The following is a 19,714-nucleotide window of genomic DNA, read 5'->3' as shown; positions in this document are numbered from 1 at the left end:
TTCTTATATTTAATTTTTACATTTTGGACAATTCGTCGAGTCGTTTTCTATCTTTTTCAGACAAATCATTGATTCCGTTTTTGCCCATTTTGCTTAAAAGTCTGTCGATCTCTTTCTCCCGCTCGCGTTTATCAGAATTGAATTGATCATCAATAGTATAGTTTTTCTGCTGATCAGGGAAGAATCTGTTTTTGATCCATTCTCTGTTGAAAAACAGTAGAATTATTGCGATAATAAATCCTAAAATTAATAATTCGCTCATGGGTATACATTAAAAATTAGGTTTATAAAGTATCCGTGAATACGATATAAACCCAATAGTATTTTACAAACCTTACGGTTATTTTTGCATATTTTTCGCTTCAATGCTCAGCGTAGCATGAGGAACGGCTAAAAGTCTTTCCTTAGGAATCAGTTTTCCTGTTACTCTGCAAACACCATACGTTTTGTTTTCGATTCTGATCAAAGCATTTTTAAGGTCACGCACGAATTTTTCCTGTCTTCCTGCCAAAATAGAGTTTTGCTCTTTGCTTAATGTTTCTGCTCCTTCCTCAAAAGCTTTGAAAGTAGGAGAGGTATCATCAGTTCCGTTATTCTGGTCGTTGATGAAACTTTCTCTGATAAGCTGAAGATCTTTTTCTGCTTTTTCTATTTTTTCTTTGATGATCGCTTTAAATTCCTGTAAATCAGCATCGCTGTATCTAACTCTTTCGTCTGACATATTCGTTCTCTTTTTTAATAAAATTATGAAATGGAATTTGAAATATAATAACTACATGTTAATTTTTTTCAACATTTATCTTAAAATTAACCTCATCTATTTCGATTTCGTTAAAATTTGAAAGTGAAGATACAATTTCTATTTTATTTGACAAGACTTCAGAAGAAATATATTCTTCATTTTTCTTAATATCATCAAGGAAAGGTGAGTTTTCTTCAATGGAGATATTAATCTTGTCTGTCAGTTCAAAGTCTTTATCTTTTCGCAGGTTTTGAATTCTGTTGATGAATTCTCTTGCGATACCTTCAGATTTTAGCTCATCGGTTAACGTCAAATCTAATGCCACAGTTGTTTTACCATCGGAAGTAACTGTCCATCCCGGGATATCTTTTGTAGAGATTTCCACATCATCAAGTGTGATCTCATATCCCTGAACATCTATTTTTCCTTCTTTTTCAAGACCGGCAATCTGTTCTGTGGTAAGATTTGCAATCTCGGCACCTACCACCTTCATGTCTTTTCCTAACTTAGGACCAAGAGCTTTGAAGTTAGGCTTTATCTGTTTTACAATTAAGTGAGATGCTTCTTCAGCATTGATTAACTGTAATTCTTTCACGTTTACTTCCTGCTTGATCAGATCTGCAACAGCAAGAATTTGCTCTTCTGTTTTAGAATCCAATACAGGAACCAATACCTTTTGTAACGGCTGGCGAACTTTTACATTTTCTTTCTTTCTCAGTGAGAAGACCATGCTTGTAATGTTCTGAGCCAAATGCGTCTTTTCAACCAGATCCTGATCAATTAAGCTTTCATCAGCTACCGGGAAGTCTGTTAAGTGTACAGATTCACAGTTCTCTTTACCTGTTACTTTATTCAAATCCTGATATAACTGATCCATAAAGAACGGAGCAATCGGAGCAGATAGTTTAGCAACTACTTCAAGGCATGTATATAATGTTTGGTAAGCAGAGATTTTGTCGTCAGAATATTCTCCTTTCCAGAAACGTCTTCTGCATAATCTTACATACCAGTTACTCAGGTTATCATTCACAAAAGTACTGATTGCTCTTGCTACTCTTGTTGGTTCATAGTCTTCATAGAAAGCCTTTACTTCTTTGATCAGAAGATTCAGTTCAGAAAGGACCCATCTGTCAATTTCAGGACGGTTTTCCACTTCTTTTTCTGAATAGCTGAAGCCATCAACATTCGCATATAAAGCAAAGAATGAATAGGTGTTATAAAGTGTTCCAAAGAACTTTCTTCTTACTTCGTCAATTCCTTCAATGTCAAACTTTAGGTTTTCCCATGGGTTTGCATTGGAGATCATATACCAACGGGTAGCATCCGGTCCATATACAGAAAGTGTTTCGAAAGGATCTACTGCATTTCCTAAACGTTTTGACATCTTTTGTCCGTTCTTGTCCAGAACAAGACCGTTACTCATTACGTTTTTATAAGCAACAGAGTCAAAAACAGCCGTACCGATAGCGTGAAGCGTATAGAACCATCCACGCGTCTGGTCAACACCTTCTGCGATGAAATCAGCAGGGAATGCTTTGTTATTATCTATTAATTCTTTGTTTTCAAAAGGATAATGCAACTGTGCATAAGGCATAGAACCTGAATCGAACCAAACGTCGATCAAGTCACTTTCACGTTTCATTGCTTTTCCTGAATCAGAAACCAATACTACTTTGTCTACTACATTTTTGTGAAGATCCACAAGTTCATAGTTAGACTCAGCCATACTTCCGATGATGAAACCTTTGAATGGGTTTTCAGTCATCAATCCAGCTGTAATTGATTTCTCTATTTCATTGTAAAGTTCTTCTACAGAACCTATGATCTTTTCTTCTTTCAGGTCATCTGTTCTCCAGATTGGCAACGGAATACCCCAATATCTTGAACGGGAAAGATTCCAGTCGTTTACATTCTCCAACCAGTTGGCAAAACGTCCTTCTCCGGTAGCTTTTGGCTTCCAGTTGATCTCTTTGTTTAAATTAACCAGTCTGTCTTTTACAGCAGTCATTTTCACAAACCATGAATCCAACGGGTAATACAATACCGGTTTATCTGTTCTCCAGCAGTGTGGATAAGAGTGAACATATTTCTCTACTTTGAAAGCCTTGTTTTCTGTTTTCAACAGGATCGCAAGTTCTACATCCCATGATTTCTCAGGAGCAGTTCCTTCATCGTAATATTCGTTTTTGATATAGGTTCCGGAGAATACCTCAGGAACATTTTCTCCTTTGATGAATTTCCCTTGTAAATCTACCAATGGTACAAGATTGTCATTTTCATCTTTTACCAACATCGGTGGAACCTCAGGCTGAGCCATTTTAGCCACTCTTGCATCATCAGCACCAAAAGTAGGAGCTGTATGAACGATACCTGTACCGTCCTCAGTCGTTACGAAATCTCCTAAGATTACTCTGAATGCATTCTCAGGATTATCATTAGGTGTAAACCAAGGAACTAATTGTTCGTATCTAGTATCAACAAGTTTTTCTCCCGTAAATTCTTTTAATATTCTGAATGGAATTACTTTCGTTTCCGGCGTATAGTTGGCAAAATCCTCATCTGTACCTTCTGCATATTTTTTACCGAAAACTTTAGGTAAAAGAACGCTTGATAACACAACCGTTACAGGTTCAAATGTATATTGATTGAAGGTTTTCACTACAACATATTCAATATCTCTACCTACAGTAAGAGCGGTATTGGATGGAAGCGTCCATGGAGTCGTCGTCCATGCAAGGATATGTACATCTCCTTCAACATCATTGAACAATGCCGAAGAGTCTTTCTTTACTTTAAACTGAGCCACAACCGTTGTATCCGAAACATCACGATACGTTCCAGGCTGGTTAAGTTCATGAGAAGAAAGTCCTGTTCCTGCTTTTGGAGAGTAAGGCTGGATTGTATAACCTTTGTACAACAAGTCTTTGCTATACAACTGTTTCAATAACCACCAAACGGTTTCCATATATTTTGACTTGTACGTGATGTACGGATCATCAAGGTCTACCCAATATCCGATTTTCTCTGTAAGGTTATTCCATACATCGGTATAACGCATTACTGCCTCACGGCAAGCTTTGTTATAGTCTTCAATAGAGATTTTTTTGCCAATATCTTCTTTCGTGATTCCTAATTCTTTTTCTACACCCAGTTCCACAGGAAGACCATGCGTATCCCAGCCAGCTTTACGAAAAACCTGCTTTCCGTTTTGAGTCTGGTAACGGCAGAAAATATCTTTCAATGCTCTTGCCATTACGTGGTGAATTCCAGGCATACCGTTTGCTGAAGGCGGACCTTCATAAAAAACAAACTCAGGATTTCCCTGACGAATCTCAACACTCTTATTGAAAGTTTTATTTTGTTTCCAAAATTCCGCTACATTCTCTGCTACGTCAATAAGGTTGAGGTTTTTGTATTCTTTAAATTGGCTCATTGTAAATATCTCAATATCGTTGATTAATTAAGTCTGCAAATTTACTAAAATTTGTCGGTTTATAATATATGTTTTATTTAGGTAATTTCTATTAAAAAGTTCAATTTCAGAAATATAAATGAAGAAAGTGGCAAAAAGTGAATGATGAGTGGTGAATGAGTGAGTTTTTCCGACTGTTTTTTATATAAAATTTAACGCAGTTTATTCAATAGAAGTGGGCTTTAGCCCGCTTAATTAATATAGAAAACGATCCTCAGGCTTTACCTAAAACTTAAAAATAATTTTCCATAGATCTACAACATAATCATCTGCGAAAATCTGTGAAATCTGTGGTTAAGAAAATAAATTGATTCTAAAAATAGGTTATAGCAACAACCGTTTATTGGCCGGAATTTTGTACATTTAAATAGACGTATAAACCCAAATGCTGTATGAAAATCTTTTATCACCTGATGCTTTTTGTTTGTTTTATCAACATGGGCATTGTAAACGCTCAAAATAAGTACCCTCAGAATTATTTCCGGAACCCCTTAAACATTCCTATGCAGCTGGCTGCCAATTTTGGCGCTGTCCGTACCAATCATTTTCACATGGGATTGGATTTGAGAACCAATAGTCAGGAGAATTTACCGGTTCTTGCAGCAGCAGAAGGCTATGTGAGCAGAATAAAAGTGGAGCGGTACGGATTTGGAAATGCAGTATACATCACCCATCCCAACGGTTATACCACAGTATATGCCCATTTGAATAAATACTTCAGTAAACTGGATGAATATGTAAAGGAAAAACAATATAAAGACGAAAAGTGGGAACAGGACATTACTTTTCAGCCAGGACAGTTTCCGATGGAGAAAGGGCAGCAAATTGCTTTGAGTGGAAATACCGGAGGCTCTGCGGGGCCGCATCTGCATTTTGAAATAAGAGATACCAAAACAGAAGAATGTCTTAATCCGTTGCTTTTTGGCTTTAGCATTCCTGATAATATCGCACCAATTATCAGTGGATTGTATTGGTATGACCGTCGTTTCAGCACTTATGAACCAGGGGCGAATGGAATCGCAGTAAAAAAAGCGGGAAATGTTTATACTTCTAATCTCGTTCAGGTTAATTCTCCAGAAATAAGTTTTGCCATTAAAGCAGTAGATAAGGCTAATCAAGGATTTAATCTGGGCATTTATAATGCAGAACTATTGATGGATGGCAGGCTGATTTACAGTTTTAAAATTGATAAGGTGCACTATGATGATACCCGTTATATCAATGGCTGTATAGACTATACTAAATTCATCAGGGATAAAATGGGAATTCAGCATTTATCTGATTTACCGGGAATGAAGCTTCAGAATTATAGTCTTTCAAATTTAACAGGGATTATCAACCTTCAGGATGAAAATGTTCATACTATTGAAATTGTTCTGAAAGATGTTAAAGGAAACACGAGCCGGTTAACAACAAAACTGCAGTTAAATAAAACTTCAGAAAAAATATCTTCTACAGGAAAAACTGTAATGCCTAACGAAGGGAAAACCATTATCACAGAAAATACAGAGATCGGTTTTAGCAAAAATGCAGTTTATGATGCGGTAAATTTTAATGCCTATGAAAGACCTGATAATGATCCAAATGCTGTTTCAAATACAATTGTCTTGCATAGCCCGTATATTCCTGTTCAGGATGAATATACTTTGAAAATAAAACCGAATAGAAAGTTAACCACTGCAGAAAAAGATAAAGCTGTTATTCTCCTTGATTATGGCAGTGACAAAAATGTCGTAAAAGTAAAATGGAATGGTGATCGGGCAGAAGGACAATTCAACAGATTAGGGACAGCAAAATTATTGATTGATAATAATCTGCCGTCTGTTTCACCAGGCTGGGCTGAAGGAGCAATGGTTAATGGCAATTCATTACTGTTAAAAGGAACAACGAAAGTGGGAGATATTATTTCATTTCGGGCTGAACTGGATGGAAAGTGGCTCCGCTTTGCCCGTGTAAAAGATAATTTTGTATACACTTTTGATGAAAAATGTCCAAAGGGATCTGGCTCGCATACGTTGAAAGTAACTACAGTCAATACTGCTGGAAATACCAATATGCAAACTTTTACGTTTCAGAGATAAATCTGTAGCTGACATCATGAATACATTTTACATGAATACCTTCTACAATCTTGTAATTTTAAATAAATTTGCCTTTTAAAAATTAAAATCATTGGAATTTCATCCGTCAATCGAGAAAGCAGAGATTCAGGAAATCAAAATATTTCAGGAAGAAAAACTTCATGAGCTTTTGATCTATCTTGAGACTCATTCATCTTTTTATCAGAAACTGTTCAAAGAAAACAATATCACTATTGCTGACATTCGTACGTTGGAAGATCTTCAGAAGATTCCCACCACCACAAAAAATGATCTTCAGCAGTATAACCATGATTTTTTCTGTATAACACCTGATAAAATTGTTGATTACAGCACCACTTCCGGAACTTTGGGAGATCCGGTTACTTTCGGATTGTCCGACAGTGATCTTGAGAGGCTTGCGTACAATGAAGCGATATCGTTTGCCTGTGCAGGAATTCAAAAGGGAGATGTTGTTCAGATGATTACCACCATAGACAAACGGTTTATGGCGGGGCTTGCTTACTTCCTGGGCTTAAGAAAAATGGGTGCAAGTGTGGTGAGAATGGGACCCGGAATTCCTGAACTGCAGTGGGATTCTATTTTCAGATATAAACCTAAATATCTGATCACAGTACCTTCTTTTCTGCTGAAAATGATTGATTATGCCGAAAAACACGGATTAGATTATAAAAAATCGAGTGTTTACGGTGCAGTATGCATCGGAGAAAGTATCAAAAATCAGGATTTTACAGATAATATCCTTTCACAGAAAATCAAGGAGAAATGGAATATAAAACTCTTTTCAACCTATGCTTCTACTGAAATGAGTACCGCTTTTACAGAGTGCGAATTCCAGATCGGAGGACATCATCATCCGGAACTGATCATTACAGAAATTCTTGATGATAACGGAAATCCGGTAAACGAAGGAGAAAATGGTGAACTTACCATCACTACTTTAGGAGTAGAAGCCATTCCGCTCTTAAGATTTAAAACCGGAGATATTGTAAAAGCTCATTATGAACCATGCCAGTGTGGAAGAAATACAATGAGATTAGGACCTGTAGTAGGCAGGAAACAGCAGATGATCAAATACAAAGGAACAACTTTGTATCCGCCTGCTATGAATGATATTTTAAATGACTTCAACAATATCTTATGCTATCAGATCGTTATTCAGGCCAACGAAATAGGGCTTGATGAAATAATCATTAAACTAAGCACAGAAGAAGAACATGATAGCTTTGTCAATGAAGTGAGAGATCATTTCCGGGCAAAATTGAGAGTAAGTCCGAAGATTGAAATCATTGATTTTGATATCCTGTCTAAAACTGTTTTTAATCCAAACAGCAGAAAACCAATTACTTTTATAGATTTAAGATAAAATTAAATATAAAGAAAGACCGGGAACTGCATTTTTATATATCTTTGGTGGCTTAAAAATTAGAACTAATACACTATGAAAAAACTATTATTGTTGATTTTTGTAACAATCACAACAGTTGCTTTCGCTCAGAACCAAATCAATTTTGAACAGGGGAATTTTGATTTTTTAAAAGATCAAAACGAAGTAAATGTTCAGTTGGTATTTGATAATGCAGTCTATCAGGAGAAGAACCTGACGGAAGCTCAATATCTGGAAAACAGAAAAACTGATATTACAGCTAAAAAAAGCGAAGCTGTGTGGAAAAACTGGATTTATCAGTGGGAACAGTTTAAAAATTCTGAATATTTGGACTATTTTCTCAAAGGTATTAATGGTAAATCCAAAAAAGTAGTTTTCAAAAAGGATGCACAAACAAAATATACTCTGATTATTGATGCAAAATGGATTTATGCGGGCTGGTATGGCGGAATGATAGGTTCTCAGGAAGCAAAATTAACAGCAGATATGAAATTTGTAGAAACTGATAATCCTTCGAAAGTAGTGATGAGATTACAGGCAGATAAAATAGGTGGTAAGCAGATGAATAAAGAATTTGCATGGGAATACGGAAGAATAGCCGCAGCCTATGAGGTTACAGGGAAGAAATTGGGAAAAGAAATTAAAGCAGTTATAAAATAATAAAAAACGGTCTGAAAATTCAGACCGTTTTTTTATGCTTGGTTTTGCTGTTCCTGTTTTTCTAACTTGATCAGGTTGGCAAGGTTTTTAATAGCCGTATCATGTTTTTTTACAAAAGGATTGTCTTTGTTCCAGACATAACCTGCTAAAACAGCACAGATTTTTTTCTTTACATCAAGATTTTCTGGCTGGTGGAAGAAGAGCTCCTGAAGATTTCCGGTATACCATTCTTTTACATACGTGGTGAAAACATCCACACCGTATAAAATATAATCGGAGTATTCCGTCTGCCAGTCAATTTTTTCTCCGTTTAATTGTCTTAATGCCAGTTTTGCAGCCAACATTCCGGATTCTGTGGCAAAAGCCATTCCTGAAGAAAATACTGGATCAAGGAATTCTGAAGCATTTCCTGTTAAAGCAAACCCGTCACCGAATAAACTTTTAACCGAACAAGAATAATCTTTCAGATGTCTTGGCTCAAAAAGGAAATCTACATTCCCAAAACGTTTTACATAATAATCAGAAAGAGAAATAGCCTTTCTTAAAGCCTCAGTCGTATTTCCGTTCTCAGATAATTTGTCGATATATTCAGTAGGTCCTACAATTCCAATACTGGTGTTTCCGTTGGAAAAAGGAATTACCCAAAGCCATACTTCTGTTTCAATGATATCAAAAGAAATTAAAGTACCTTCCTCTCCCGGTTCTCTGTTAATATCATCCACATGAGAGAAAATGGCAGAATGAGGAGACAGTTTTGAAGGTTTTTCTAAATCAAGCAGACGAGGCAGTACTCTTCCGTAACCACTGGAATCAATAACAAATTTAGCATGAATTTCTTTCGTTTCTCCATCCTTAGTTCTTACCGTAGTTACAGAATCTGTTCCGTCAAATTTTATGTCAATAACTTCAGTTTCAAATTCAAGATCAATTCCTTTATTAATGACTTCCTGAGCAAGAGTATTATCAAAATCAGCTCTCGGAACCTGCCAGGTCCAATCCCAGCCTTCCCCGAATTTGTTGCTGAAATCAAAAATGCAGACTTCTTCACCACGAAGGAAACGGGCTCCCAACTTTTTTTCAAAGCCCATTTTGTCTAATGCAGGGAAAAGTCCGGCCTCATCAAAGTGGTCCATTACCCTCGGAATTAAGCTTTCACCCACTACCAGTCTGGGGAATTTTGTCTTTTCGACTACTTTTACGCTGACATTATTGTTCTTCAGGTACGAAGAAGACACGCATCCGGAAGGTCCGGCTCCGATTACAAGAACGTCAACAAATTCTTTGCTCATCTTTGATTTTTTATTTTAATAATAACTTTTATCTTTGCCGCAAAATTAGTGACAAATAATTAATATTTTACAAAATTATCAACTATTACTTTTAATTGATGAAAATAAATAACTTTTTAGAACTGAAAGACTTTCAAAAAATTATCATTGAGAATGAAAAAATAGAACTGGATGAATCACTTTTATCAAGAGTGGATAAGAGTTTTCAGTTTTTAAAGGAGTTTTCAAAAAATAAAGTAATATATGGTGTAAACACCGGTTTTGGGCCTATGGCTCAGTTTAAAATCAGTGATGAAGATACGCATCAGCTTCAGTATAATCTTATCAGAAGCCACTCCTCAGGAATCGGAAACCCTTTGCCTGCAGATGAGGTGAAAGCATGTATGCTGGCAAGACTGAATACTTTGTCATTAGGAAATTCAGGAGTACATCAGTCTGTTATTTATCTTCTTCAGGAACTGATCAACAGAGATATTACCCCATTAATTTTTGAACATGGAGGTGTAGGAGCAAGCGGTGACCTTGTTCAGCTGGCTCATCTGGCTTTGGTACTGATAGGAGAAGGAGAGGTCTTTTATAAAGGAGAAAGAAAATCTACCAAAGAGGTTTTTGAAACTGAAGGATTGGAACCGATAAAAGTAGAGATCCGTGAAGGTCTTGCTTTGATGAACGGAACGTCCGTAATGTCAGGAATCGGTATTGTGAATGCCTATAAAGCGAATCAGCTTACAGATATTTCTCTGAGACTTTCTTGTGCGATCAATGAAATTGTACAGGCTTATGATGATCACCTGTCAGAAGCATTGAACGGAACGAAAAAGCATTATGGTCAGCAGAAAGTTGCAGAAAGAATGAGAGCTCATCTGGCAGACAGTAAACTGATCAGAAAAAGAGAAGATCACCTTTATACCCACTTTGAAGAACAGGAGAAAGTATTCAAAGAAAAAGTTCAGGAATATTATTCTTTACGATGTGTTCCTCAGATCTTAGGCCCGGTATTGGATACGTTGGAATATACAGAGAAAGTTCTTGAAAATGAGATTAATTCTGCCAATGATAACCCGATTATCAACGTTGAAGACCAACATGTTTATCACGGAGGAAACTTCCACGGAGATTACATCTCTCTGGAAATGGACAAACTTAAGATTGTGGTAACCAAACTGACAATGCTTGCAGAAAGACAGTTAAACTATCTTCTCAATGCTAAAATCAATGAAATTTTGCCTCCTTTTGTGAATCTAGGTAAATTAGGTTTCAATTTCGGAATGCAGGGAGTACAGTTTACAGCAACTTCTACCACAGCCGAAAGTCAGATGTTATCGAACTCTATGTATGTTCATAGTATTCCAAACAACAATGACAATCAGGATATCGTTAGCATGGGAACAAATGCTGCGGTGATCTGCAGAAAAGTGATTGAAAATGCTTTTGAAGTATTAGCGATCGAAGCTATTACGATTATTCAGGCTGTTGAATATCTTGGTTTCCAGGATAAAGTTTCATCCTCTACAAAAGAACTGTATGATGAAATCAGAAAAATAATTCCTGCTTTCTCAGATGATATGGTGATGTATCCGTATCTGGAGGAAGTGAAGAAATATCTGAAGGGAATGTAACTATTGGCTGTCATGAATTGTCTATTCAATAAAGACATCCTCTCAACTTAAAAAAACTAAAAACGATATAAACACTAACGCATGAAATGTGCAATTGTAACAGGAGGCTCCAGAGGAATCGGGAGGGCAATCTGTATAAAACTGGCTGAAGAGAAAAACTATCACATCCTTATCAACTACGCTTCAAACGAAACCGCAGCAAACGAAACGCTGGCTAAAGTGGAAGAATTGGGTGCTACGGGAGAAATCCTTAAATTTGATGTAGGAAATACCGAAGAGACAAAAACTGTTTTGACGGACTGGCAGGAGAAAAATCCTGACGCAGTGGTAGAAGTTATCGTCAATAATGCCGGAATCACAAGAGATGGTCTTTTTATGTGGATGCAGAAAGAAGACTGGAACAGTGTGATCAATACAAGTCTGGATGGATTTTTCAATGTAACCAATTTCTTCATCCAAAAGCTGCTTCGTAACAAATACGGAAGAATCATCAATATGGTTTCCGTATCCGGAGTAAAAGGAACCGCCGGACAGACGAATTATTCTGCTGCAAAAGGCGCTGTGGTAGGTGCTACAAAAGCCCTTGCTCAGGAAGTTGCCAAAAGAAATGTTACCGTAAATGCCGTAGCTCCAGGTTTCATCAAAACAGATATGACTCAGGACTTTAATGAAGAAGAGCTGAAAGCAATGATTCCTGCCAACAGATTCGGAGAAGCAGAAGAAGTAGCGGATCTGGTAGCATTTTTAGCATCTAAAAAATCTTCCTACATTACAGGAGAAGTGATTAATATTAACGGAGGAATTTACTCATAATAATCTAACAATATATCGATGTACCAGTGTACCAATGTTGGATGAATCTCAATAAAATATTGTTACATTACTAGACTGCTACATTGTTAAATCAAATATAAGCAAATGGAAAATAGGGTTGTAATTACCGGAATGGGAATTTATTCCTGCATCGGGACGTCTTTAGAAGAGGTCAGGGAATCCCTATATCAAGGAAAATCCGGTATTGTTTTAGATCCGGACAGAAAAGAATTTGGTTTCAGGTCTGGCCTTACAGGAGTTGTTCCGAAACCCGATCTGAAAAACCTCTTAAACAGACGCCAGCGTATCAGTATGGGAGAAGAAAGCGAATATGCTTATCTGGCTACCATTGATGCTTTAAAACAGGCAAATCTGGATGAAGAATTCTTAGATTCTCATGAAGTGGGAATTTTATATGGAAATGACAGTGTTTCCCAGGCAGTAGTAGAATCTATTGATATTGCTAGGGAAAAGAAAGATACCACACTGATGGGGTCGGGAGCGATCTTCAAGTCAATGAACTCAACAGTAACAATGAACCTTTCAACTATTTTTAAACTGAAAGGGATCAATCTTACCATCAGTGCAGCATGCGCAAGCGGATCCCATTCTTTGGGCCTGGCTTATATGATGATCAAAAATGGTTTTCAGGACATGATTATCTGTGGTGGTGCTCAGGAAACCAATAAATATTCCATGGCAAGCTTTGACGGATTGGGAGTTTTCTCAGCCAGAGAAGATGAACCCACAAAAGCATCCAGGCCTTTTGATGCAGAAAGAGACGGATTGATTCCAAGTGGTGGTGCAGCCAGTCTGATTGTTGAAAGCTTAGAGTCCGCTCAAAGAAGAGGAGCTCCAATCATTGCAGAAATTATTGGATATGGTTTTTCTTCAAACGGAGGACATATTTCAACACCCAATGTAGATGGGCCGGCTTTGGCAATGGACAGAGCACTAAAACAGTCAGGATTAAAAGCTTCAGACATAGATTATATCAATGCTCATGCAACTTCTACTCCAATTGGTGATGCCAATGAGGCAAAAGCAATCTATGAAATCTTCGGAGGTGAAGTTCCGGTAAGCTCTACCAAATCCATGACCGGACATGAATGCTGGATGGCAGGTGCAAGTGAAGTTATCTATTCAATTCTGATGATGCAGAATGATTTTGTAGCTCCAAATATTAATCTGGAAAACCCTGATAATGAAGCACAAAAGATAAATTTGGTCGCAAAAACAAAAAATCAAAAAATTGATGTATTTTTGTCGAATTCTTTTGGGTTTGGGGGAACCAATTCTGCACTAATAGTTAAAAAATTTGATTAAAAACATGGAAAGGGAAAAAATTGTTGCTATCGTTAATGATTTTCTGGTAAATGAATTCGAGGTAGACGGAGACGAAATCAGTAATGATGCCAACCTTAAAAATACACTGGGCTTAGACAGCTTAGATTATATCGACATGGTAGTCGTGATCGAATCCAATTTCGGGGTGAAATTAGGAGAAGCAGATTTCAAGAAAATGGTAACATTTGATGATTTCTATACAACGATTGAACATAAGATTGCTGAAAAAAACGCTTAGTTATTGAGTAAATCTTTATTCTATAAAATGTGCCAATGTAATAATATCATCGTGTTTCGGTAACGTACACTTCTAAAAGGTATTATTACATTGGTTCTCTGTTATATTAAATTCTATATATGAACAAGTGGAAAGGTAAATCTAAAGGAACAGTACTCGGATACAGAATATTCGTCTGGTGTATTAGAAATATCGGGATCAGAAGTTCATATGGTGTGCTGTACTTTGTGGCAGCTTATTACTCACTGTTTCAGAAAAAAAGCAATCAATACATTCTTTATTACTTTCAGAAAAGACTGAACTACGGATACTGGAAATCCAAAAAATCTATATTTAAAAGTTATTTTACCTTCGGAAAAGTTCTGATTGATAAAACAGCTATTTCTGCCGGACTCAGAGAAAAATATACCTATGAGTTTGACGGTATTGAAAACCTCAGAAATCTTTTGGCTGCTAAAAAAGGAGGAGTACTGATCAGTGCTCATATCGGTAATTTTGAAATTGCAGAGCATTTTTTTGCTGATATCGACTTTGACTGTCAGATCAATCTTGTGACTACAGATCAGGAAGTTACCGTGATTAAAGAATATCTGGAGAGCGTTGCCGTAAAAGAAAGTAATATCAAATTTATTTATGTAAAAGAAGATATGTCTCATATCTTTGAGATCAACCAGGCTTTATCCAATAATGAATTGATCTGCTTTACCGGAGACCGCTATTTTGAAGGATCTAAGTACCTGGAAGAAGAACTGCTTGGGAAAAGCGCAAAATTTCCGGCTGGTCCGTTTTTGATTGCCTCAAGATTGGGAGTTCCCGTAGTATATGTCTATGTGATGAAGGAAAATAACCTTCACTACCATCTGTATGCAAGAGTTGCCCAGAATATCAAAAACCGTGATTCACAGGGGCTTTTGCAGTCGTATGTTCAGAATCTTGAAACCATGGTAAAAAAATATCCACTTCAATGGTTTAATTATTTTGATTTTTGGGACGATATAGATTAATTTTTCTATTTTTATCCCATAAAAACTAACGAAAAACTAAAAACCATTAAGATTTACTAAGAATTGAGATCATTAAATAATATTTCCAAATAGAATTTCTTTGCTTACTGTACGAAAGTAATCTTTAAATATCTTAAATTCCCTGTTTCTTAATCATTAAAAGCACATTCTCTTTTGAAGAAAGCATACGACATACTTGTAATCGGCAGCGGATTGGGAGGTCTTGTTTCAGCTCTTATTTTGGCGAAAGAAGGTCTGAAAGTGTGTGTGCTTGAGAAAAATAATCAATACGGAGGAAATCTGCAGACTTTTTCAAGGGACAAGCTGATTTTTGACACGGGAGTTCATTACCTTGGAGGTTTATCCAAAGGTCAGAATCTGAACCAGTTCTTTTCCTATCTGGAAATTATGGAGGATCTTGAGCTTCAGCTGATGGATGAAGACGGATATGACAGGATCAGTTTTGGGGATGATGAAATAGAATATCCACATGCACAAGGCTATCAGAATTTCGTTGAGCAGCTTTCTAAGTATTTTCCTGAAGAAAAAGGAAACCTTGAAAACTACTGTGAAGAGATTCAGTATGTCTGCAGCCAGTTTCCAAGATATCATGTTGTAGGAAAAGATAATTACAACGAAGAAATTCTGCATCTTAATACCAAAAGATTTATTGAATCCGTTACCCAGAACAAAAGACTTCAGGCAGTTTTGCTGGGTTCCAATTTTTTATATGCCGGAGACTCTGAAGATGTACCTTTCTACGTACATGCTTTAACGGTAAATTCCTATATCCAAAGTGCTTACAAATGTGTAAAAGGTGGAAGCCAGATCTCTAAACTTCTGATCAGAAAACTTCGGGAATATGGAGCGGAAGTTCATAAACATTCAGAAGTTTCCGAATTTGTTTTTAATGAAAATAATGTATTGACATCCGTAAAAACGAAAGAAGGAAAAGAATATTCGGCAAAACAGTTTATTTCAAATATAGAGATTCGTTCCACTATTAAACTGATAGGAGAGGAAAGACTAAAGAAATCCTTTTTGAACAGGGTTCTGAGCTGGAAGCCCGTTTCATCATGCTTTAGTATTTATCTGGTTTTAAGACCTCATAGTCTTCCGAATTTCAATTACAACAGATATCATTATTCATCAGAAGAACAGGTCTGGAATGCATTCCGTTACCGGAAAGAGTCATGGCCGGAAACTTATATGCTCTCCTCTACACCTTCGAAACATCATCCTGAATTCGCAGAAAGTCTTACTGCTATTTCTTATATGGATTTTGATGAGGTTAAAGAATGGGAAAATACTTTCAACACGGTAGCGGATGAGCATGAAAGAGGAGAAGCGTATGAAAGATTTAAACTTGAAAAAACAGAAAGGATGCTTGACGCTCTGGAAAAGAAAATTCCGAATGTAAGGCATGCCATCAAAACGATATATACTTCTTCCCCCTTGTCTTACCGGGACTATATCGGGAATTTTGAAGGAAATATGTACGGATATATGAAAAGCTCTGAGAATCCCCTTAAAACAATGGTTTCTCCCCGTACGAAAATTGATAATCTTTTTTTAACGGGACAATCTGTTAATATGCATGGGATTTTAGGTGTTACCATCGGCGCTTTTAATACCTGCGCGGAGATTCTGGGAAAAGAAATGATAGACAGACGGCTGACACAAATGATTAATAAAAACTAAAGTGAAAAAAACGAATACCATTCATCCATCTTATACAAGAGCTCTTTTTTACCTTACTTTTTGTTTTTTCCTCATTTCCTGCGGAATATCAAAATCTATCCATCACATTCCCGATGTAAAACAATATGCTCTGGAAGTTCCGAAAGTAAAACAGATTAACGACAGCACTTTCAGCTATAATCAGAATTATCTTACCAAAAATAAGCAGCAGCTCTGGGAGCTTTATATTAAAGGTAATCCTTTGCAGCTGGGATATAATAACGGAGCATTGACCCAAAGTTTAATGCAGAAGCAGGAAGGCATTTTCTTTTCAAAAGTGGAAGGGTTTGTACCCTCAAAATTCAAACAAAGGCTGTTAAGAGGCTTTTTAAAATGGTACAACAGAAAAATGTATCTCAATGTAAGAGAAGATTATCAGGCAGAATTATATGGCTTGTCACAATATTCATCTGATCAGTATAATTTTATTGCTCCCAAATATTTAAGAAATCTTTACCTGCACGGAGCTCATGATATCGGCCATGCCATGCAGGATTTGGCTATGGTAGGCTGTACTTCACTTGCCGTGTGGAATGAAAATACCGAAGATGGAAACCTGTTGATCGGAAGAAATTTCGATTTTTATGTAGGAGACGATTTTGCAAAAAATAAGCTGGTAGAATTTGTTCAGCCCGAAGAAGGAATTCCATACATGTCCGTAAGCTGGCCGGGAATGATCGGCGTAGTTTCCGGAATGAATAAAGAAGGAATTACCGTGACGATCAATGCTGGGAAATCAAAAATTCCTTTGACAGCAAAAACACCTATTTCTCTTGTAACAAGAGAAATTCTGCAGTATGCTAAAAATATAGAAGAAGCGATTTCTATTGCTAAAAAAAGGAAAGTTTTTGTTTCAGAATCTATCCTTGTGGGAAGTGCTGCAGATAAAAATGCTGTAATTATTGAAGTTTCACCTAAAAATTTCGGGGTGTACAGCGTACAGAATACAAGCAGGGTTCTTTGTACCAATCATTTCCAGTCTGATGCCTATAAAGATGATAAAAGAAATCTGAAGCATATTGAAGAAAGCCATTCGGAATACCGTTATGAAAAACTTCAGGAGCTTTTGCAGAAAGAAAAAAAGATCACTCCCGAAAAGATGGCTTCCATTTTAAGAAACAGAACCGGCTTAAAGGATGAAAGTATCGGTTATGGTAATGAAAAAGCACTCAATCAGCTTTTGGCTCACCATGCCGTTATATTTTCGCCTCAGAAAAAACTGGTATGGGTTTCTTCCAATCCTTATCAGCTGGGAGAATTTGTTTGTTATGATCTGAACGAAATCTTTTCAGATAAAGGATTACAGCCGGATAATCTTTCAAAATCAAGTCTGAATATTCCACGTGATCCCTTCGCAGATTCTGAAGAATTCCAAAACTATGAATTGTCTAAAATGTACGGTAAAGAAATAAATGAAGCCGCAGACGATAAAAATACTCTGTTGACAGATGGTGTTATCCCTTCTTATCAATCTATGAACCCGGATTTTTGGCTGGTCTATTATCAATCAGGAAAGTATTATTTTAACAAAAAAGAATATTCAAAGGCAAAAACTGAATTTGAAAAAGCTTTGACGAAAGAGATTACGACTGTTCCGGATAGAAAAAATGTAGAAAAATACCTGAATAAAACTTTAAAGAAACTGAAATGATTCCTAAATATATAAAACTGCTGTTCTGTATTCCCTTTGTTATCATCATCGGCCATTCAGTATACTTATCTACGGTTTACAGCTCAATACCTGACATTATCCCTATTCACGGTTACGGAAATATGAAAGATAATTACGGAAGCAAAATGTTTCTTATCATGCCGGTGATCATGAATCTGGTTATTTTGTTTTTTATCTGGTTGATTATCAGAAGACCAGATAAGATAAAATTTACTTTTGAAATCAACGAAGATGAAAAGGAAAAAACCTATCATATTACACAGCTGGCTTTGGTAATTATTGCGATATTTGCAACCATAATGATGACACCATTGTCATTTTATGATGTGGTTTATAAATAACTGATTATATGAAAAAACTTTTAACCCTATTTCTTGCCGTATATTCTCTATTATTATTTTCTCAGGACAGAAAAGAGCTCGGAAATACTTTCATCAAAACTTTGCTGGTGGATAAAAATATAGAAAAAGCACATTCTTATTTTGATTCTTCCGTAGCAGGGCAGATTCCGGTGGAACAGCTTAAAGCTATTACAGAACAGCTTCAGGGACAGATTGGAAGCTTGAAAACAATTCTTGAAGTGAACAACGAGGGAAATACTTACTATTATTATTCAGAATTTGAAAAGACTAAACTGGACGTTCAGCTTACCTTTGGAGAGAATAATAAAATGCTCGGCTTCTTTTTAGTCCCTCATAAACCATTTGAAAAGCGGGATGAGACGACCACATTAAAAATAAAAAGCGATGCAATTGAACTGAATGGAACACTATTAATTCCTCCTTCCAACAATAAAAAGAGATTGGTTATTTTCGTTCATGGTTCCGGAGCTCATGACAGAGACGAAACTATTGGAGAAAACAAACCGTTTAAAGATATTGCGGAATATCTTCTCAACAACGGAATATCTTCTTACCGATATGATAAAAGAACATATTCTTACCCCGAAACATTCAATGAAAAGTCTACTGTAGAGGAAGAAACCATCAATGATGCAGTAAATGCAGCCCAATATTTTAAAAACAATTCAGATTATAAAGGTTATCAGATCATTATACTGGGACACAGCCAGGGTGCATATATGATGCCTAAAATTGCAGAAAAAGCTCAGGTTTCAAAATATGTTTTTATGGCTGGGAACGCAAGACCGCTACAGGATTTATTGGTGGAACAGTATGATTATCTTCATTCTATAGATCCTGCTAAAGTTCCTGCTGAGGCTGTTCAGGAAGTAAAAAAACAGGTTGCATATTTAAATTCATCCAAATTTAATCTAAACTCACCGGCAACAGAACTTCCGTTGGGACAACCTGCAGTATATTGGAAGTATTTAAAGGATTACAATCAGCTTAATGAGGTTAAAAAAGTAAAAGCTCCCATGTTTTTTGCACAGGGTGGAAGAGATTATCAGGTGACTGAGAAAGATTTTAACCTTTGGAAGAACGAACTGAAAAATGATAAGACAGCTGTATTTAAATTGTATCCTGCCTTAAGTCACTTATTCATTGCTGGTTCCGGAAAACCATCTCCAAAAGATTACGAAACAAAAGGAAAGGTAGATGAGCAGTTTTTAAAAGATCTGACACAGTTTATTCTGAAATAATTCTTAAGATTCTTTTAATAAATTAATAT

16 protein-coding genes are annotated in these 19,714 nt (G+C 36.4%); 12 read left to right on the top strand and 4 right to left on the bottom strand.

Features of this window, described 5'->3' with window-relative positions:
- Positions 1–16: 16 nt before the first annotated feature.
- From KIK00_RS13820 to ileS, 3 genes are all read right to left on the bottom strand, one after another.
- The gene (locus KIK00_RS13820) at positions 17–262 is read right to left on the bottom strand and encodes a DUF6576 domain-containing protein (RefSeq protein ID WP_047377377.1); all 246 of its coding nucleotides are present in this window, start codon (positions 260–262) and stop codon (positions 17–19) included.
- Positions 263–340: 78 nt separating this feature from the next.
- Positions 341–721 carry a TraR/DksA C4-type zinc finger protein gene (locus KIK00_RS13815; RefSeq protein ID WP_002983772.1) on the bottom strand — a complete coding sequence of 127 codons (381 nt, stop codon included), beginning with the start codon at positions 719–721 and terminating at the stop codon, positions 341–343.
- 58 nt (positions 722–779) lie between these two features.
- Positions 780–4,175: an isoleucine--tRNA ligase gene (ileS, locus tag KIK00_RS13810; RefSeq protein ID WP_255812957.1), complete on the bottom strand. Its 3,396-nt coding sequence runs from the start codon at positions 4,173–4,175 to the stop codon at positions 780–782.
- Positions 4,176–4,606: 431 nt separating this feature from the next.
- On the opposite strand from ileS, the gene KIK00_RS13805 reads away from it, so the two are divergent.
- From KIK00_RS13805 to KIK00_RS13795, 3 genes are all read left to right on the top strand, one after another.
- Complete coding sequence (locus KIK00_RS13805) at positions 4,607–6,295, top strand: M23 family metallopeptidase (protein ID WP_255812956.1); 1,689 nt, start codon at positions 4,607–4,609, stop codon at positions 6,293–6,295.
- Between the two features lie 91 nt (positions 6,296–6,386).
- Positions 6,387–7,679, top strand: a complete 1,293-nt coding sequence (locus KIK00_RS13800) for a phenylacetate--CoA ligase family protein (RefSeq protein ID WP_255812955.1) — start codon at positions 6,387–6,389, stop codon at positions 7,677–7,679.
- A gap of 75 nt (positions 7,680–7,754) precedes the next feature.
- On the top strand, positions 7,755–8,360 hold the full coding sequence (locus tag KIK00_RS13795) for a hypothetical protein (RefSeq protein ID WP_255812954.1): 606 nt from the start codon (positions 7,755–7,757) through the stop codon (positions 8,358–8,360).
- Between the two features lie 32 nt (positions 8,361–8,392).
- On the opposite strand, the gene KIK00_RS13790 is transcribed toward KIK00_RS13795, so the two are convergent.
- Positions 8,393–9,649 carry an NAD(P)/FAD-dependent oxidoreductase gene (locus tag KIK00_RS13790; protein WP_255812953.1) on the bottom strand — a complete coding sequence of 419 codons (1,257 nt, stop codon included), beginning with the start codon at positions 9,647–9,649 and terminating at the stop codon, positions 8,393–8,395.
- A 98-nt stretch (positions 9,650–9,747) separates the two neighbouring features.
- Here KIK00_RS13790 and hutH point away from each other — a divergent pair, with 98 nt between their 5' ends.
- The 9 genes from hutH (at position 9,748) to KIK00_RS13745 (ending at position 19,685) form a co-directional block, all read left to right on the top strand.
- Entirely contained in the window at positions 9,748–11,268 is a 1,521-nt protein-coding gene (gene hutH, locus KIK00_RS13785) for a histidine ammonia-lyase (protein WP_255812952.1), read from the top strand.
- 81 nt (positions 11,269–11,349) lie between these two features.
- Positions 11,350–12,081 (top strand): 3-oxoacyl-ACP reductase FabG, encoded by a 732-nt coding sequence (fabG, locus tag KIK00_RS13780; RefSeq protein WP_255812951.1) that lies wholly within the window; start codon positions 11,350–11,352, stop codon positions 12,079–12,081.
- Positions 12,082–12,186: 105 nt separating this feature from the next.
- On the top strand, positions 12,187–13,407 hold the full coding sequence (locus KIK00_RS13775; protein ID WP_255812950.1) for a beta-ketoacyl synthase: 1,221 nt from the start codon (positions 12,187–12,189) through the stop codon (positions 13,405–13,407).
- Between the two features lie 4 nt (positions 13,408–13,411).
- Positions 13,412–13,666, top strand: a complete 255-nt coding sequence (locus KIK00_RS13770; RefSeq protein ID WP_034692469.1) for an acyl carrier protein — start codon at positions 13,412–13,414, stop codon at positions 13,664–13,666.
- A gap of 119 nt (positions 13,667–13,785) precedes the next feature.
- Positions 13,786–14,670 carry a lipid A biosynthesis acyltransferase gene (locus tag KIK00_RS13765; protein ID WP_255812949.1) on the top strand — a complete coding sequence of 295 codons (885 nt, stop codon included), beginning with the start codon at positions 13,786–13,788 and terminating at the stop codon, positions 14,668–14,670.
- Positions 14,671–14,844: 174 nt separating this feature from the next.
- The gene (locus tag KIK00_RS13760; protein WP_255812948.1) at positions 14,845–16,371 is read left to right on the top strand and encodes an NAD(P)/FAD-dependent oxidoreductase; all 1,527 of its coding nucleotides are present in this window, start codon (positions 14,845–14,847) and stop codon (positions 16,369–16,371) included.
- 1 nt (position 16,372) lies between these two features.
- Positions 16,373–18,061 (top strand): C45 family autoproteolytic acyltransferase/hydolase, encoded by a 1,689-nt coding sequence (locus KIK00_RS13755; RefSeq protein ID WP_370647711.1) that lies wholly within the window; start codon positions 16,373–16,375, stop codon positions 18,059–18,061.
- Positions 18,058–18,423 (top strand): hypothetical protein, encoded by a 366-nt coding sequence (locus KIK00_RS13750; RefSeq protein ID WP_255812947.1) that lies wholly within the window; start codon positions 18,058–18,060, stop codon positions 18,421–18,423. Before KIK00_RS13755 ends, KIK00_RS13750 begins: the two co-directional genes overlap by 4 nt.
- A gap of 8 nt (positions 18,424–18,431) precedes the next feature.
- A complete protein-coding gene (locus tag KIK00_RS13745) occupies positions 18,432–19,685 on the top strand; it encodes a DUF3887 domain-containing protein (RefSeq protein WP_255812946.1) in 1,254 nt (417 codons plus the stop codon).
- Positions 19,686–19,714: the final 29 nt, after the last annotated feature.

The sequence above is a fragment of the Chryseobacterium sp. MA9 genome (genome assembly GCF_024399315.1).
Taxonomy (GTDB): Bacteria; Bacteroidota; Bacteroidia; order Flavobacteriales; family Weeksellaceae; genus Chryseobacterium.
The sequence above is the reverse complement of the archived record's forward strand: the minus strand, read 5'-3'. Positions and strand labels throughout refer to the sequence as shown.

Excerpts from the sequence above, each read along its gene's own strand:
- KIK00_RS13795 (WP_255812954.1), top strand. The coding sequence starts at position 7,755 with ATGAAAAAACTATTATTGTTGATTTTTGTAACAATCACAACAGTTGCT.
- KIK00_RS13815 (WP_002983772.1), bottom strand. The coding sequence starts at position 721 with ATGTCAGACGAAAGAGTTAGATACAGCGATGCTGATTTACAGGAATTT.
- ileS (WP_255812957.1), bottom strand. The coding sequence starts at position 4,175 with ATGAGCCAATTTAAAGAATACAAAAACCTCAACCTTATTGACGTAGCA.
- KIK00_RS13750 (WP_255812947.1), top strand. The coding sequence starts at position 18,058 with ATGATTCCTAAATATATAAAACTGCTGTTCTGTATTCCCTTTGTTATC.
- KIK00_RS13770 (WP_034692469.1), top strand. The coding sequence starts at position 13,412 with ATGGAAAGGGAAAAAATTGTTGCTATCGTTAATGATTTTCTGGTAAAT.
- KIK00_RS13745 (WP_255812946.1), top strand. The coding sequence starts at position 18,432 with ATGAAAAAACTTTTAACCCTATTTCTTGCCGTATATTCTCTATTATTA.
- KIK00_RS13765 (WP_255812949.1), top strand. The coding sequence starts at position 13,786 with ATGAACAAGTGGAAAGGTAAATCTAAAGGAACAGTACTCGGATACAGA.
- hutH (WP_255812952.1), top strand. The coding sequence starts at position 9,748 with ATGAAAATAAATAACTTTTTAGAACTGAAAGACTTTCAAAAAATTATC.
- KIK00_RS13820 (WP_047377377.1), bottom strand. The coding sequence starts at position 262 with ATGAGCGAATTATTAATTTTAGGATTTATTATCGCAATAATTCTACTG.
- fabG (WP_255812951.1), top strand. The coding sequence starts at position 11,350 with ATGAAATGTGCAATTGTAACAGGAGGCTCCAGAGGAATCGGGAGGGCA.
- KIK00_RS13775 (WP_255812950.1), top strand. The coding sequence starts at position 12,187 with ATGGAAAATAGGGTTGTAATTACCGGAATGGGAATTTATTCCTGCATC.
- KIK00_RS13805 (WP_255812956.1), top strand. The coding sequence starts at position 4,607 with ATGAAAATCTTTTATCACCTGATGCTTTTTGTTTGTTTTATCAACATG.
- KIK00_RS13790 (WP_255812953.1), bottom strand. The coding sequence starts at position 9,649 with ATGAGCAAAGAATTTGTTGACGTTCTTGTAATCGGAGCCGGACCTTCC.